The sequence below is a fragment of the Streptomyces sp. NPDC004788 genome, assembly GCF_053601115.1.
On sequence record NZ_JBSGBF010000016.1, the window covers coordinates 34,737 to 48,479 of the forward strand.

Genomic DNA, 13,743 nt, shown 5'->3' on the forward strand with positions numbered 1-13,743 from the left:
ATCAGCGCGACGAAAACGCACGGGAATTCATTTCGGGCAGCCTGAAACAGAGCCCGCCGAATTGCCCGCCTCTTTGTATACGGTGCGCATGTTAATTCCGCGCTCCCGAATTGTTTACGGCATGTTGCGAAACCCTCACACGGGTACGCTCCGGATGTTTCAGCCGGAGTCGCGGCGCCGCCCGCTCCACGTGCAGCGCGGTGAGGGCCCGGGCCCGCTCGGCGTCGCCGCGGGCCACGGCGTCCACGATCGCACCGTGCTCGGCCCAGGAGTCGGCGGGCCGGTCGGCCGGCTCGGCCGCGTACATCCAGGCGATCTTCTGCCGCAGCTGGGTGAGCAGCGCGGTGAGCGGCGGGCTGCCGGAGGCCTGCGCCAGCGTCTCGTGGAACCAGCCGTCCAGGGCGCGCAGATCCTCGCTCCGGCCGTGCCGGGCCCTCTCCTGCCCCAGCCTGACCAGGCCGCGCAGGACCTTCAGGTGGGCCTCGGTGCGGCGCTGGGCGGCCCGGTGGGCACCGAGGGGTTCAAGCAGGGAGCGCATGTCGAGCAGGTCGGCGGCCTCCTGCTCGCCGGGTTCGGCGACCTGGGCGCCGGCGTGCCGGCGGGTCACGACGAAGCCCTCGGACTCCAGGGTGCGCAGCGCCTCGCGGACCGGGACGCGGGAGACCCCGTAGCGGCGGGCGAGCTGTTCCTCCGTCAGTCTGGCGCCCCGCGCGTACACACCGGAGACGATGTCGTCCCGGATCGCCGTGCATACCGACTGCGCGGGAATGCGCATGTCCGACCTCCGCTTTTTCTCCACGCTGAACCCCGTCGGGCATAGCCCGTCCGGCGACTCTATTGCAGGACGCGGGAATTTCCGATGCCGACCGGTAATTCAGGGACGAAAAAAGCCCCGGCTCGTTCGAGCCGGGGCTTCTTCGCGCTGAGCGGGGAGACCTGAGCGGGGAGACGGACGTCAGACGTCGACGCCGCGGGCGCGCAGGTAGGCGACGGGGTCGATGTCCGAGCCGTACTCGGGGCTGGTGCGGGCCTCGAAGTGGAGGTGCGGGCCGGTCGAGTTGCCGGAGGAGCCGGAGACGCCGATCTGCTCGCCGGGGGTGACCTGCTGGCCGACGTGGACACGGATGGCGGAGAGGTGGCCGTACTGGGTGTACGTGCCGTCGTTCATGCGGATGACGATGTTGTTGCCGTACGCGCCGCCCCAGCCGGCCTCGACGACGGTGCCGGAGCCGACGGCGACGACCGTGGTGCCGTAGGCGGCGTGGAAGTCGATGCCGGAGTGGTGGCCGGAGGACCAGAGCGAGCCGCCGGTGTTGTAGCCGGTGGAGACGTACGAGTGGGCGACGGGGGCCGTGAAGGAGTTCAGGCGCTTGCGCTCGGCCTCGCGGGCGGCGCGCTCCTTGGCCTCGCGGATCTCCTTGACGCGGGCCTCGGCCTTGCGCTTCGCCTCGGCGGCGGCCTTGACGCGGGCCGCGGCCTCGAAGGCCTGCTTCTCCTGGGCGGCGGCCTGGGCGTCGACGTGCTGGGTGAGGGACTCCTCGGTGATCACCTGGGTGAGGCCGGTGTCCTCCGGGGAGGGGCTCTCCGTGTCGGCGGCGAGCGCCGGGGAGGCGAGGGTGCCGATGACGCCGGTGGTGGCGAGCGTCGCCACGCCGGCGATGCCCGCGCCACGGCGCGTCAGACGGCTCGGACCACGATGCTTCCCGGTGGCACGGGTGAACGCCATGAAGTGGCTGATCCTTTCCTTCCTTCTCGCCTACCGGGTTAGCTGACGGGTTCGGAGCAGGAAGGTCTCCTACGGGCCCCTCCGCGCGGAGCGAAGGCGTCCGATTCACCCCAGGGACTTCGTGTGGGTCCCCGGCTCCCCAGGCTCGCGCCTTGCGGGGACTCGGCGATGACTGTCCGTTCGCCGCGGGTGCGGCGTCGTGCAACGGGCGAACAGCCGCATCGACGCTAGGCCGATCTTCAGTCAATCGCCAAACAGACGCGCCAGTTTGTAAGACTTGCCACAGGGCATTCACCAACACTCGCCCGCAATACGGACAAATGACGAGGACCCTGACGAACCAGGTCGTCAGGGTCCTCGTGACGGGGGCTCAATCAGCCGGTGACGACCGTCACTTCACCGATGCCGAGCGCCCGCACCGGCTCCTCGATCTGCGAGGCGTCGCCGACCAGGACGGTGACCAGCCGGTCCACCGGGAAGGCGTTGACCACGGCCGCGGTCGCCTCCACCGTGCCGGTCTCGGCCAGGCGCGCGTACAGGTGCGCCTGGTAGTCGTCCGGGAGGTGCTGCTCGACCTGGTCGGCCAGCGTGCCCGCGACGGAGGCGGCGGTCTCGTACTTCAACGGGGCGACACCCACCAGGTTCTGCACCGCCACGTCGCGCTCGGCGTCGGTCAGACCCTCGGCGGCGAGGGTGCGCAGCACCTTCCACAGGTCGTCAAGTGCCGGGCCGGTGTTGGGGGTGTCCACCGAGCCGCTGATGGCGAGCATCGACGCGCCGTGGCCCGCCTCGTCCGAGCGCAGCACCTGACCGAAGGCGCGCACACCGTACGTGTAGCCCTTCTCCTCGCGCAGGACGCGGTCCAGGCGGGAGGTGAGCGTGCCGCCGAGGCAGTACGTGCCGAGCACCTGGGCCGGCCAGACCCGGTCGTGGCGGTCGGCGCCGACGCGGCCGATGAGCAGCTGCGTCTGGACGGCGCCCGGACGGTCGACGATGACGACCCGGCCGGTGTCGTCGGCCGTGATGGGCGCCATGGGGCGCGGCGCGGCCGGCGCGCCGGTCCATGCGCCGAGGGTCTCGGCGAGCACCTTGTCCAGGTCGACGTCGGTGAGGTCGCCGACGACCACGGCGGTGGCCGCGGCCGGCCGCACGTGCGCGTCGTAGAAGGCGCGGACGGCGGCGGCGTCGATCGCCCCGACGGTCTCCTCGGTGCCCTGACGGGGCCGGGACATCCGCGAGGAGGCCGGGAACAGCTCCTTGGAGAGCTGCTTGGCGGCCCGGCGGCCCGGGTTGGCCGTCTCGTGCGGGATCTCGTCGAGCCGGTTGCGCACCAGGCGCTCGACCTCGGACTCGGCGAACGCCGGGGCGATCAGCGCCTCGGCGAGCAGGCCGAGGCCCTTGGAGAGCCGGGAGACCGGGACCTCCAGGGAGACCCGTACGCCCGGGTGGTCGGCGTGCGCGTCGAGGGTGGCGCCGCAGCGCTCCAGCTCGGCGGCGTACTCCTCGGCGGAGTGCTGGTCGGTGCCCTCGGACAGCGCCCGGGCCATGATCGTGGCGACGCCGTCGAGGCCCTCGGGCTCGGCGTCCAGCGGGGCGTCGAGGAAGATCTCGACGGCCACCACCTGCTGGCCGGGGCGGTGGCAGCGCAGCACGGTCAGGCCGTTGTCGAGCGCGCCGCGCTCCGGGGCCGGGAAGCCCCAGGGCTTGGCGACGCCCGGCTGGGGCTGCGGGTGGAAGTCCATGCTCGTCAAAGACGCGGCAGCGTCGGTCACTGCTCCGCTCCCTCTTCCTCGTCGCTGTCGTCGGCGTCGTCGGCCTGGCCCACGGGCTCGTAGACCAGGACGGCGCGGTTGTCCGGGCGCAGCCGGGCCTTGGCGACCTCCTGCACCTCCTCGGCGGTGATGTCGAGGACCCGGTCGACGGCGGTCAGCGCCAGCTGCGGGTCGCCGAACAGCACCGCGTACCGGCACAGTTCGTCGGCGCGGCCGGCGACCGTGCCGAGCCGGTCCAGCCACTCGCGCTCCAACTGGGCCTGGGCGCGCTCCATCTCCTCGGGCGTCGGGCCCTCGGCGGCGAAGCGGGCCAGCTCCTCGTCGACGGCCGCCTCGATCTGGGGCACCTCGACGCCGCCGGACGTCTTGACGTCGAGCCAGCCGAGCGAAGGCGCCCCGGACAGCCGCAGCAGGCCGAAGCCGGCGGTGACGGCCGTGCGGTCGCGGCGGACCAGCCGGTTGTGCAGCCGGGAGGACTCGCCGCCGCCGAGGACGGTCAGGGCCAGGTCGGCCGCGTCGCACGCGCGCGTGCCGTCGTGCGGCAGCCGGTAGGCGGCCATCATCGCGCGGGCCGGCACCTCCTCCTCGACGACCTGGCGCAGCTGCTCGCCGATGATCTCGGGCAGCTCGCCGGAGCGCGGCTCGGGCTTGCCGTCGTGGCCGGGGATGGAGCCGAAGTACTTCTCGATCCAGGCGAGGGTCTGCTCCGGGTCGATGTCGCCGACGACCGAGAGGACCGCGTTGTTGGGCGCGTAGTACGTACGGAAGAAGTTCCGCGCGTCTTCGAGCGTGGCGGCGTCGAGGTCGGCCATGGAGCCGATCGGCGTGTGGTGGTACGGGTGGCCCTCGGGGTACGCGAGGGCGGTCAGGCGCTCGAAAGCGGTGCCGTACGGCACGTTGTCGTAGCGCTGGCGGCGCTCGTTCTTGACGACGTCGCGCTGGTTCTCCATGGACTCGTCGTCCAGGGCGGCGAGCAGCGAGCCCATGCGGTCCGCCTCCAGCCAGAGCGCGAGCTCCAGCTGGTGGGCGGGCATGGTCTCGAAGTAGTTGGTGCGCTCGAAGCTCGTCGTGCCGTTGAGCGAGCCGCCGGCGCCCTGCACCAGCTCGAAGTGCCCGTTGCCGTGGACCTGCTTCGAGCCCTGGAACATCAGGTGCTCGAAGAGGTGGGCGAGGCCGGTGCGGCCCTTGATCTCGTGGCGCGAGCCGACGTCGTACCAGAGGCAGACCGCGGCGACCGGGGTCAGGTGGTCCTCGGAGAGCACGACGCGCAGGCCGTTGGACAGCCGGTGCTCGGTCGCTGTCAGGCCGCCGGAGCCGGCCGAGGCCGTGGCCGTGTGACCCATGGGCATGTACGTCCCTTCGATCGCTGTGCGGAAAGTGCGGAGCGGAAAAGTCCTGCCACTGTATGCAAGCGCGCCGCCACCTGGCGAAGTTCCCGACCGCTTCGGATGTCCCTCTTCCGGGTCGAGGTCGGCGTTGTCGGTGGCACGGTCCACAATGGTCCGCGTCAGATCAACCCTTGTTGGTGAAGGAGCCGCAGCCGCGATGGCCCGCCGCAGCACGAAGACACCGCCGCCGGACGACGCGTTCGAGGAGCGAATCCTCGACATCGACGTCGTCGACGAGATGCAGGGCTCCTTCCTCGAGTACGCGTACTCGGTGATCTACTCGCGCGCGCTGCCCGACGCCCGGGACGGCATGAAGCCCGTGCAGCGCCGCATCGTCTACCAGATGAGCGAGATGGGCCTGCGGCCCGAGCGCGGCTTCGTCAAGTGCGCCCGCGTCGTCGGCGAGGTCATGGGCAAGCTGCACCCGCACGGCGACGCGTCGATCTACGACGCGATGGTGCGCATGGCGCAGCCGTTCTCGATGCGGCTCCCGCTGGTGGACGGCCACGGCAACTTCGGCTCGCTCGGCAACGACGACCCGCCGGCCGCCATGCGGTACACGGAGTCGCGGATGGCCCCCGCCGCGCTCCTCATGACGGAGTCCATCGACGAGGACACCGTCGACTTCGCCCCGAACTACGACGGCCAGGAGCAGGAGCCGGTCGCGCTGCCCGCCGCGTACCCGAACCTGCTGGTCAACGGCGCCTCCGGGATCGCCGTCGGCATGGCGACCAACATGCCGCCGCACAACCTGGGCGAGGTCATCGCGGCCGCCCGGCACCTGATCCGCCACCCGAACGCGGACCTGGAAGCGCTGATGCGCTTCGTGCCCGGCCCGGACCTGCCGACCGGCGGCCGGATCGTCGGCCTGTCCGGCATCCGGGACGCGTACGAGTCGGGCCGCGGCACCTTCAAGATCCGCGCGACGACCACGATCGAGACCGTGACGGCCCGCCGCAAGGGCATCGTGGTCACCGAACTGCCCTTCACGGTCGGCCCCGAGAAGGTCATCTCCAAGATCAAGGACCTGGTCGGCTCGAAGAAGCTCCAGGGCATCGCCGACGTCAAGGACCTCACCGACCGCAACCACGGCCTGCGCCTGGTCATCGAGGTGAAGAACGGCTTCGTGCCGGAGGCCGTCCTGGAGCAGCTCTACAAGCTGACGCCCATGGAGGAGTCCTTCGGCATCAACAACGTGGCGCTGGTCGACGGCCAGCCGCTCACGCTGGGCCTCAAGGAGCTCCTGGAGGTCTATCTCGACCACCGCTTCGACGTGGTCCGGCGGCGCTCCGAGTTCCGCCGCGGCAAGCGGCGCGACCGGCTCCACCTGGTGGAGGGCCTGCTCGTCGCGCTGATCGACATCGACGAGGTCATCCGGCTGATCCGGGAGAGCGAGAACTCCGCGGAGGCCAAGGCGCGCCTGATGGAGCGCTTCTCGCTGAGCGAGATCCAGACGCAGTACATCCTGGACACCCCGCTGCGCCGGCTCACCAAGTTCGACCGGCTGGAGCTGGAGAGCGAGCGCGACCGGCTCACCGAGGAGATCGAGGAGCTCACCCGGATCCTGGAGTCCGACGCGGAGCTGCGCAAGCTGGTGTCGGCCGAGCTGGCGGCAGTCGCCAAGAAGTTCGGCACCGACCGGCGCACGGTCCTCCTGGAGTCGGCGGGCGCGCCGGTCGCGGCCACGTCCCTGGAGGTCGCGGACGACCCGTGCCGGGTGCTGCTCTCCTCCACGGGCCTGCTCGCCCGTACGGTGACGGAGGCGCTGCCGACCCCGCAGGACGGCAAGCGGGCCAAGCACGACGTGATCGTCTCCGCGGTGGCCGCCACTCAGCGCGGCGACATCGGTGTGGTGACCTCGGCCGGCCGGCTGCTGCGGGTCGCCGTGATCGACCTGCCCCAGCTGCCGGACACGGCCGCCGCGCCGAACCTGGCCGGCGGGGCGCAGCTGTCGGAGTTCGTGTCCCTGGAGGCGGACGAGACGGTGCTGTGCCTGACCACCCTCGACGAGGAGTCGCCCGGCCTGGCGCTCGGCACCCTGCAGGGCGTGGTGAAGCGCGTGGTGCCGGACTACCCGGCGAACAAGGACGAGCTGGAGGTCATCACCCTCAAGGAGGGTGACCGGATCGTCGGCGCGACCGAGCTGCGCACCGGCGAGGAGGACCTCGTCTTCATCACCTCCGACGCCCAGCTGCTGCGCTACCCGGCCTCCCAGGTCCGGCCGCAGGGCCGTCCGGCCGGCGGCATGGCGGGCATCAAGCTGAGCGCGGGCGCCGAGGTCCTCTCCTTCACGGCGGTGGACCCGGCGGCGGACGCGGTGGTGTTCACGGTGGCCGGCTCGACGGGCACGCTGGACGCCGGCGCGCCCACCTCGGCCAAGCTGACCCCGTTCGACCAGTACCCGCGCAAGGGCCGCGCGACCGGCGGCGTGCGCTGCCAGCGCTTCCTGAAGGGCGAGGACGTCCTGGTCCTGGCCTGGGCGGGCGCCACCCCGGCCCGCGCCGCGCAGAAGAACGGCACCCCGGTGGAGCTCCCTGAGCCGGACCCACGCCGCGACGGCTCGGGCACGCCGCTGGCGAAGCCGGTGGACGTCCTGGCCGGACCGATCGGCTGACCGCTGGTTCCGACTGTTCCGTACGGACGCCCCCTGTCCCGCGTGATCGCGAGGGACAGGGGGCGTCGTGGTTTCCGGGGTCGGTGCGGGTCGTTGTTTCCGGGGTGGTGAGGGCCGGGGCCGGCCCGTCAGGAGCGGGCGGGCGTGTACGTCGCCTCGATCCCGGCGATGATCAGCCGCAGCCCCTCCTCGAAGCGGTCGTCGTAGTCGGCGAAGAGCTCCGCGCCGGCCGCGGCCGCGAGCGGGTAGTCCGCGAGCCGCTGGGCGCGCTGCTCGACGTCGAAGCCCTCGCGGGGCTCGCCGGGCACCGGCTCGGTGCCCTGCTCCTCCGTGACGAAGCCCAGCGTGAACATGTACGCCGTGGTGCTGGCCCGCACCGCCTCGCGCAGCGAGAAGCCCGCGTCGACGAGCGCGCCGAGCTGGTGCTCCATGTCGGCGGCGAAGTCGGTGCCGGTGAAGCGGGCGCCGCTGTAGACCTTGGCGCCGTCGCGGTAGCGCAGCAGCCCGGCGCGCAGGCCGCGGTTGGCGGCGAGGAGCCGCTCCTGCCAGGTCAGCTCGCCGTCCGGCCGGGCCGCAGGGTCGGCGACCATCCGCCGGTACATGACCGTCGCCATCTCGTCGAGCAGCGCCTGCTTGTTCTTGAAGTGCCAGTAGAGCGCGGGCGCCTGGACGTTCAGCTCCTGCGCGATCGCGCGCAGCGTCAGCCCGTCGAGGCCGCGCTCGTTCAGCAGGCGCAGGGCGGTCTCCGCCACCGTCTCCGGTTCCAGCCGGGTCGTCTTCTTCGTCGCCACGCCGCCACGTTATCCCCTTGACAGCTTAACGGTGTTAAGGAAGTCTGGGCATGCGGCACTTAACGACGTTAAGGAAAGGGAGGGTGGCATGGACACGAGGACGGACAGCGGCATGGACGCGGACGTGCTGATCGCCGGAGCGGGACCCACCGGACTGGTGCTCGCGATCGACCTGGCCCGCCGGGGCGTGCGCACCCTGCTCGTCGAGAAGGCGGACCGGCTCTTTCCGGGCTCGCGCGGCAAGGGACTCCAGCCGCGCAGCCAGGAGGTGCTCGACGACCTCGGCCTGCTCCCCGCGATCCAAGCGGCGGGCTCGCTCTATCCGCGGATGCTGCGCTGGGAGGGCGCCGAGCGGCAGGGCGAGTGGGACATGATGGAGCGCGCGGAGCCGACCGAGCGGATCCCGTACGCGAACACGCTGCTCATCCCGCAGTCACGCACCCAGGAGCTGCTCCACGCGCGCCTGGTCGAGCTGGGCGGCGAGGTCCGCTTCGGCACCGAGCTCACCGGCTTTCGTCAGTCCGCCGAGGGAGTCGAGGCAGAGCTCAGCGGAGGTGGAGCGGCGCGCGAGACGGTGCGGGCGGCCTACCTCGTGGCGGCCGACGGCGGGCGTTCCACGGTCCGCAGGGCGCTCGGCATCGGGATGACGGGCGAGACCGTAGACCCGCGTCCGATGCTCGTCGCCGATGTCCGGCTCTCGCCCGAGGCGGTCACCGACCGCGGCAACTGGCACATCTGGCCCACGGCGCAGGGCGGCGGCGTGGCGCTGTGCCCGTTGCCCGGCGGGGACCAGTTCCAGCTGATCGCCGGCTTCGAGGAGGAGACGGCCGTCGTGAACACCGCGCCCGAGGCGGTCCGCGCGCTGCTCACCGCACGCACCCCGCTCGCCGCGGAGGACGTCGTCGAGGTGGTGTGGGCCTCGGACTTCCGCGCCCGGGCGGCGATGGCGGACCGCTTCCGTGCTGGACGGGTCTTCCTCGCGGGCGACGCGGCCCATGTCCACTCCCCCGCGGGCGGCCAGGGCCTCAACACCGGCATCCAGGACGCCTACAACCTGGGCTGGAAGCTCGGCCAGGTGCTGCGGCACGGCGCCCCGGCCACGCTGCTCGACTCGTACGAGGCCGAGCGGCTGCCCGTCGCCGCCGGTGTCCTCGGCATCAGCACCCGCATACACCGGGCGAGCGCGCAGGGCGAGAACACCCAGCGCGGCGAGGAGGTCCAGCAGCTCGGCCTCGGCTACCGGGACTCGTCGCTCGCCGTGGAGACGCGGGGCGGGCTCGCCGAGGACGCGCTGCGCGCGGGCGACCGGGCGCCGGACGGCCCGTACGGCGACGGCCGCCGCCTCTTCGACCTCTTCCGGGATCCGCGCTTCACCCTGCTCGCGGTCGGCGCCGAACTCCCGGCCCGACCCCCGGCGTCCGAGCACATACGCATGGCCCGGATCACCGCGTACGAGGCGTACGGCACCGGGCTCTTCCTGATCCGCCCGGACGGCTACGTGGGCTGGGCCGGCGCGACCGACGACGGCCTGGACGCCTATCTGGCCGCGGTGGGCGCCGCGCCCGCGCCGGTGACCGCCCCGAGCTAGGGGGCCGTCGGCTCGTCGGGCTCGGCGCCGTCCTCGCCCGGCTGGCGCACGTACCGGAGCACACCCCACATGCTGTGCTCCTCGGGCGTGTCCTCCGGGCCGTTCTGCTCGCAGCCGGCGAGTTCCTTGCGCAGGGCGGCGGCGTCGACGCCGCTGCCGATGAGGACGAGCTGGGTGAGCCGTTCCTCGCCGGCCGGCCAGGGCTCGGGGTAGAAGCGCAGGAAGCGGCCGACGGCGTGGACGCCGTAGCGGTGGTCCGGATCGGCCGTGCCGAAGTCGACGAAGCCCTTGATGCGGTAGAGGCCCTCGGGACGCGAGTCCAGGAAGGCCATCAGGCGGCGCGGGTGCAGCGGGACCGACGTGCCGAGGGAGACGGTGTCGTAGTGGGCGTGCGGGTGCGCGTGCGGGTCGTCGTCGCCGTAGAGGACGTCCTCGATGGACATCTGCCCGGCGATCTCGCCGTCCGGGACCACCCGGTCGAAGAGCAGCTCCGGATCGATCCGCCCGTGCGCGGTCTCGACGACCGCCGCCCGCGGCGCGAGCCCGGTGACCGTCTCCCGTACGGCCCGCAGCTCCTCCGCCGCCACGCGGTCGGCCTTGTTCACGACGACCAGGTCGGCGACGGCGAGGTGCCGGTCGGTCTCCGGGTGGCGGATGCGGGTGGCGGCGAACTCGGCCGCGTCCACCACCTCGACCAGGCCGCCGTAGACGATCCGCTCGTTGTCGCTGGCCAGGACCATGCGGACGAGCTCCTGCGGCTCGGCCAGTCCGCTGGCCTCGATGACGATCACGTCGAGCCGCAGCTCGGGGCGGGTCAGCACCTCCAGGTACTCGTCGAGCTCGCTCGCGTCCACCGCGCAGCACAGGCAGCCGTTGCCGAGCGAGACGGTGGAACCGACCTGGCCGGCCACGGTCATGGCATCGATGCCGATGTCGCCGAAGTCGTTGACCATGACCCCGATCCGCGTCCCGCGCGCGCTGCGCAGCAGCTGGTTGAGCAGGGTGGTCTTCCCCGCCCCGAGAAACCCGGCCAGGACGACGACGGGAATCTGCTGGGTGCTCAAGGGTCATGCCTCCGGACGTCGGTGCGTGCGCGTGCGAAGCCCCCAGGATAGGCAGGCGCCACCTGGGATCCTGGCCCACCGGGGATCTCCCCAGCGATCCGGGCGCCACGGGAATCCGGCCCCACCGTGGATCAGGGCCGCGGCGTCGGTCCGGGCGGAGGCGCCGCTTCCGGAGGCAACACTTCCGGTCGGTGCCCTCGTCCCCGTACCGTTTCCGCCATGAGCCCCGCATCCACCGCCCCTGCGCGGCCGCCCGTCCGCCGGCGCAGGTTCGGGTGGCCGCGGCGGATGTTCTCGCAGGTCCTGCTGATGCAGCTGGCCATCGCGGCCGGGGTGACGGTGCTCGCCACCGGGCTGTTCCTGGCCCCGCTCAGCGCCCAGCTGGACGACCAGGCCATGCGCCGGGCCCTCGCCATCGCGGAGACCGCCGCGACTCCGCGGACGGCCGCCGCGGTGACGAGCACACCGCCCTCCCCGCAAGGCCCGGTACAGACCGAGGCCGAGCGGATCCGGCGCTCCACCGGCGCCGAGTACGTGGTGGTCATGGACACCCGTGGGGTGCGCTGGTCGCACCCGGACGCCGAGCGGATCGGCGAGGTCGTCTCCACGGACCCGAGCGACGTACTCGCCGGCCATCAGGTGATGGAGATCGACAGCGGCACCCTGGGCCGCTCCGCCCGGGGCAAGGCGCCGCTGCGCGACGAGCACGGCGAGATCGTCGGCGCGGTGTCGGTGGGCATCGAGTACGACAGCGTGCGCGACCGGCTCGTGGCCGCGATCCCCGGGCTGCTCCGGTACGCCGGCGGCGCCCTGGCGGCCGGCGCGCTCGCCGCGTACCTGATCTCCCGCCGCCTCCAGCGGCAGACCCACGACCTGGCCTTCTCCGACATCTCGGCGCTGCTCGCCGAGCGCGAGGCGATGCTGCACGGCATCCGCGAGGGCGTCGTGGCCCTCGACAGGACCGGCCGGATCCGGCTGCTGAACGACGAGGCGCAGCGGCTCCTCGGTCTCGGGCCCGAGGCCACCGGGCGGCCTCTGGAGGAGGTGCTCGGCGCGGGCCGCACCGCCGACGTACTCGCGGGCCGGGCCACCGGCGAGGACCTGCTGACCGTGCGCGGCGGCCGGGTGCTGATCGCCAACCGCATGCCCACGGACGACGGCGGCGCCGTCGCCACCCTCCGCGACCGCACCGAGCTGGAGCGGCTCGGCCGCGAGCTGGACTCGACCCGGGGTCTGATCGACGCGCTGCGCGCCCAGGACCACGAGCACGCCAACCGGATGCACACCCTCCTCGGGCTCCTGGAGCTGGAGATGCACGAGGAGGCGGTGGAGTTCGTCAACGAGGTGGTCGGCGTGCACCGCGCGACCGCCGAGCAGGTCACCGAGAAGGTCCACGACCCGCTGCTCGCCGCACTCCTCGTCGGCAAGGCCACGGTCGCCGCCGAGCGGGGCGTCTCGCTGCGCGTCGCACCCGGCTCGCTGCTCCCGGACCGGCTCGTCGACCCGCGCGAGCTGGTCACGGTCGTCGGCAACCTGGTCGACAACGCTCTGGACGCCGCCTCCGGCACGCCGCACGCGCGCGTGGAGGTCGATCTGCGCACCGAGGGGCGGACGGTCGTCCTCCGGGTCACCGACAGCGGTCCGGGCGTGCCCGACGAGCGGCGCGAGCTGATCTTCACGGAGGGGTGGAGCACCAAGGAGCCGCCGGCGCACGGCAAGCGCGGGCTCGGGCTCGCCCTGGTCCGCCGGCTCGCGCAGCGCCAGGGCGGCAGCGCCACCGTCGGCACCGGCGCGGACGGCGGCGCGGAGTTCACGGTCGTGCTGCCGGAGGCGCTGGGCGACGCAACCGGTGCACTGAGCCCCACCGGTGCGCTGGGCGACCCGGCCGGCGCACTGGGCGACCCGGCCGGTCCCGAGCACGACGCAGCCGTTCCCGAGCCCCACGCGGCCGGTTCCGAGGGGCCGCTCGACCCCATGGCCGTGACGGGCGAGGAGGAGGCGCGGTGAACGCCGTGAACGCCGTGAACGCCGTGATCGACGTCCTCGTCGTCGACGACGACGTCCACGTGGCGCGCATCAACGCCGCGTACGTGGAGAAGGTGGCCGGTTTCCGGGTGGCGGGCATCGCCCACTCGGCGGCCGAGGCCCTGGCCCGGCTCACCGACCTTGCCGCGGCCGGCACCCCGGCGGATCTGCTCCTGCTCGACCACTACCTCCCGGACGGCACCGGGCTCGCGGTGGTACGGGAGCTGCGCGCCCTCGGCCGGCCCTGCGACGTGATCATGGTGACCGCGGCCCGTGACGTGGCCACCGTCCAGGCGGCGATGCGGCAGGGGGCGCTCCAGTACCTGGTGAAGCCGTTCAGCTTCGCCGGGCTGCGCGCCAAGCTGGAGGCGTACGCGGCGCTGCGGCGCACCCTCGACGGCGGCGGCGAGGCGGAACAGGCCGAGGTCGACCGGATCTTCGGCGCGCTCTCCGCCGTCGCCGTCGCACCGGAGCTGCCGAAGGGCCACTCCCCCACCACGGCCGAGCTGGTGCGGCAGGTGCTGCTCGCGGCCGGGGGGCCGCTGTCGGCGCAGGAGATCGCCGAGCGGGCCGGGGTGAGCCGGCAGACCGCCCAGCGCTATCTCAAGCTCCTGGAGCGGACCGGCCGGGTGCGGCTCTCGCTGAAGTACGGCGAGACGGGCCGCCCCGAGCACCGGTACGTGTGGGCTTCCTCGGCCACGCGCTGACCCCGCCGGACTCCCTTCCGGCCCCGCGCGGACCTTCCCGGCCCGCGCGGACCTGCTTCCGGGCCCGC

General features: G+C 72.8%; 10 protein-coding genes and 1 riboswitch. Of the genes, 4 read left to right on the top strand and 6 right to left on the bottom strand.

Annotated features, from left to right (window positions below):
• Positions 1 to 91 precede the first annotated feature (91 nt).
• The 4 genes from ACWEJX_RS10300 to ACWEJX_RS10315 all read right to left on the bottom strand — a co-directional run bounded on the left by ACWEJX_RS10300 (position 92) and on the right by ACWEJX_RS10315 (position 4,847).
• Positions 92 to 775, bottom strand: coding sequence for a GntR family transcriptional regulator (locus ACWEJX_RS10300; protein WP_451607082.1), 684 nt, complete (start codon positions 773 to 775; stop codon positions 92 to 94).
• A gap of 180 nt (positions 776 to 955) precedes the next feature.
• Positions 956 to 1,726: a M23 family metallopeptidase gene (locus ACWEJX_RS10305; protein ID WP_451607083.1), complete on the bottom strand. Its 771-nt coding sequence runs from the start codon at positions 1,724 to 1,726 to the stop codon at positions 956 to 958.
• Between the two features lie 13 nt (positions 1,727 to 1,739).
• Positions 1,740 to 1,904: riboswitch (cyclic di-AMP (ydaO/yuaA leader) on the bottom strand.
• 196 nt (positions 1,905 to 2,100) lie between these two features.
• Positions 2,101 to 3,468 carry a M16 family metallopeptidase gene (locus ACWEJX_RS10310; RefSeq protein WP_451607124.1) on the bottom strand — a complete coding sequence of 456 codons (1,368 nt, stop codon included), beginning with the start codon at positions 3,466 to 3,468 and terminating at the stop codon, positions 2,101 to 2,103.
• 26 nt (positions 3,469 to 3,494) lie between these two features.
• A complete protein-coding gene (locus ACWEJX_RS10315) occupies positions 3,495 to 4,847 on the bottom strand; it encodes a M16 family metallopeptidase (RefSeq protein WP_451607084.1) in 1,353 nt (450 codons plus the stop codon).
• Between the two features lie 196 nt (positions 4,848 to 5,043).
• Here ACWEJX_RS10315 and ACWEJX_RS10320 point away from each other — a divergent pair, with 196 nt between their 5' ends.
• Positions 5,044 to 7,500: a DNA gyrase/topoisomerase IV subunit A gene (locus ACWEJX_RS10320; RefSeq protein ID WP_451607085.1), complete on the top strand. Its 2,457-nt coding sequence runs from the start codon at positions 5,044 to 5,046 to the stop codon at positions 7,498 to 7,500.
• A 128-nt stretch (positions 7,501 to 7,628) separates the two neighbouring features.
• On the opposite strand, the gene ACWEJX_RS10325 is transcribed toward ACWEJX_RS10320, so the two are convergent.
• On the bottom strand, positions 7,629 to 8,291 hold the full coding sequence (locus ACWEJX_RS10325) for a TetR/AcrR family transcriptional regulator C-terminal domain-containing protein (RefSeq protein WP_451607086.1): 663 nt from the start codon (positions 8,289 to 8,291) through the stop codon (positions 7,629 to 7,631).
• Positions 8,292 to 8,379: 88 nt separating this feature from the next.
• On the opposite strand from ACWEJX_RS10325, the gene ACWEJX_RS10330 reads away from it, so the two are divergent.
• Complete coding sequence (locus ACWEJX_RS10330; protein WP_451607087.1) at positions 8,380 to 9,879, top strand: FAD-dependent monooxygenase; 1,500 nt, start codon at positions 8,380 to 8,382, stop codon at positions 9,877 to 9,879.
• Here ACWEJX_RS10330 and ACWEJX_RS10335 read toward each other — a convergent pair.
• Positions 9,876 to 10,943: a CobW family GTP-binding protein gene (locus tag ACWEJX_RS10335; protein ID WP_451607088.1), complete on the bottom strand. Its 1,068-nt coding sequence runs from the start codon at positions 10,941 to 10,943 to the stop codon at positions 9,876 to 9,878. The genes ACWEJX_RS10330 and ACWEJX_RS10335 overlap by 4 nt on opposite strands.
• A gap of 219 nt (positions 10,944 to 11,162) precedes the next feature.
• On the opposite strand from ACWEJX_RS10335, the gene ACWEJX_RS10340 reads away from it, so the two are divergent.
• A complete protein-coding gene (locus ACWEJX_RS10340) occupies positions 11,163 to 12,950 on the top strand; it encodes an ATP-binding protein (protein ID WP_451607089.1) in 1,788 nt (595 codons plus the stop codon).
• A gap of 23 nt (positions 12,951 to 12,973) precedes the next feature.
• Positions 12,974 to 13,675: a DUF7342 family protein gene (locus tag ACWEJX_RS10345; RefSeq protein ID WP_451607125.1), complete on the top strand. Its 702-nt coding sequence runs from the start codon at positions 12,974 to 12,976 to the stop codon at positions 13,673 to 13,675.
• The last annotated feature ends 68 nt before the right edge of the window (positions 13,676 to 13,743 follow it).

Bases quoted from the DNA above. Each gene is read 5' to 3' on its own strand.
- ACWEJX_RS10300 (WP_451607082.1), bottom strand. From the start codon at position 775: ATGCGCATTCCCGCGCAGTCGGTATGCACGGCGATCCGGGACGACATC.
- ACWEJX_RS10305 (WP_451607083.1), bottom strand. From the start codon at position 1,726: ATGGCGTTCACCCGTGCCACCGGGAAGCATCGTGGTCCGAGCCGTCTG.
- ACWEJX_RS10310 (WP_451607124.1), bottom strand. From the start codon at position 3,468: ATGGACTTCCACCCGCAGCCCCAGCCGGGCGTCGCCAAGCCCTGGGGC.
- ACWEJX_RS10315 (WP_451607084.1), bottom strand. From the start codon at position 4,847: ATGCCCATGGGTCACACGGCCACGGCCTCGGCCGGCTCCGGCGGCCTG.
- ACWEJX_RS10320 (WP_451607085.1), top strand. From the start codon at position 5,044: ATGGCCCGCCGCAGCACGAAGACACCGCCGCCGGACGACGCGTTCGAG.
- ACWEJX_RS10330 (WP_451607087.1), top strand. From the start codon at position 8,380: ATGGACACGAGGACGGACAGCGGCATGGACGCGGACGTGCTGATCGCC.
- ACWEJX_RS10340 (WP_451607089.1), top strand. From the start codon at position 11,163: ATGAGCCCCGCATCCACCGCCCCTGCGCGGCCGCCCGTCCGCCGGCGC.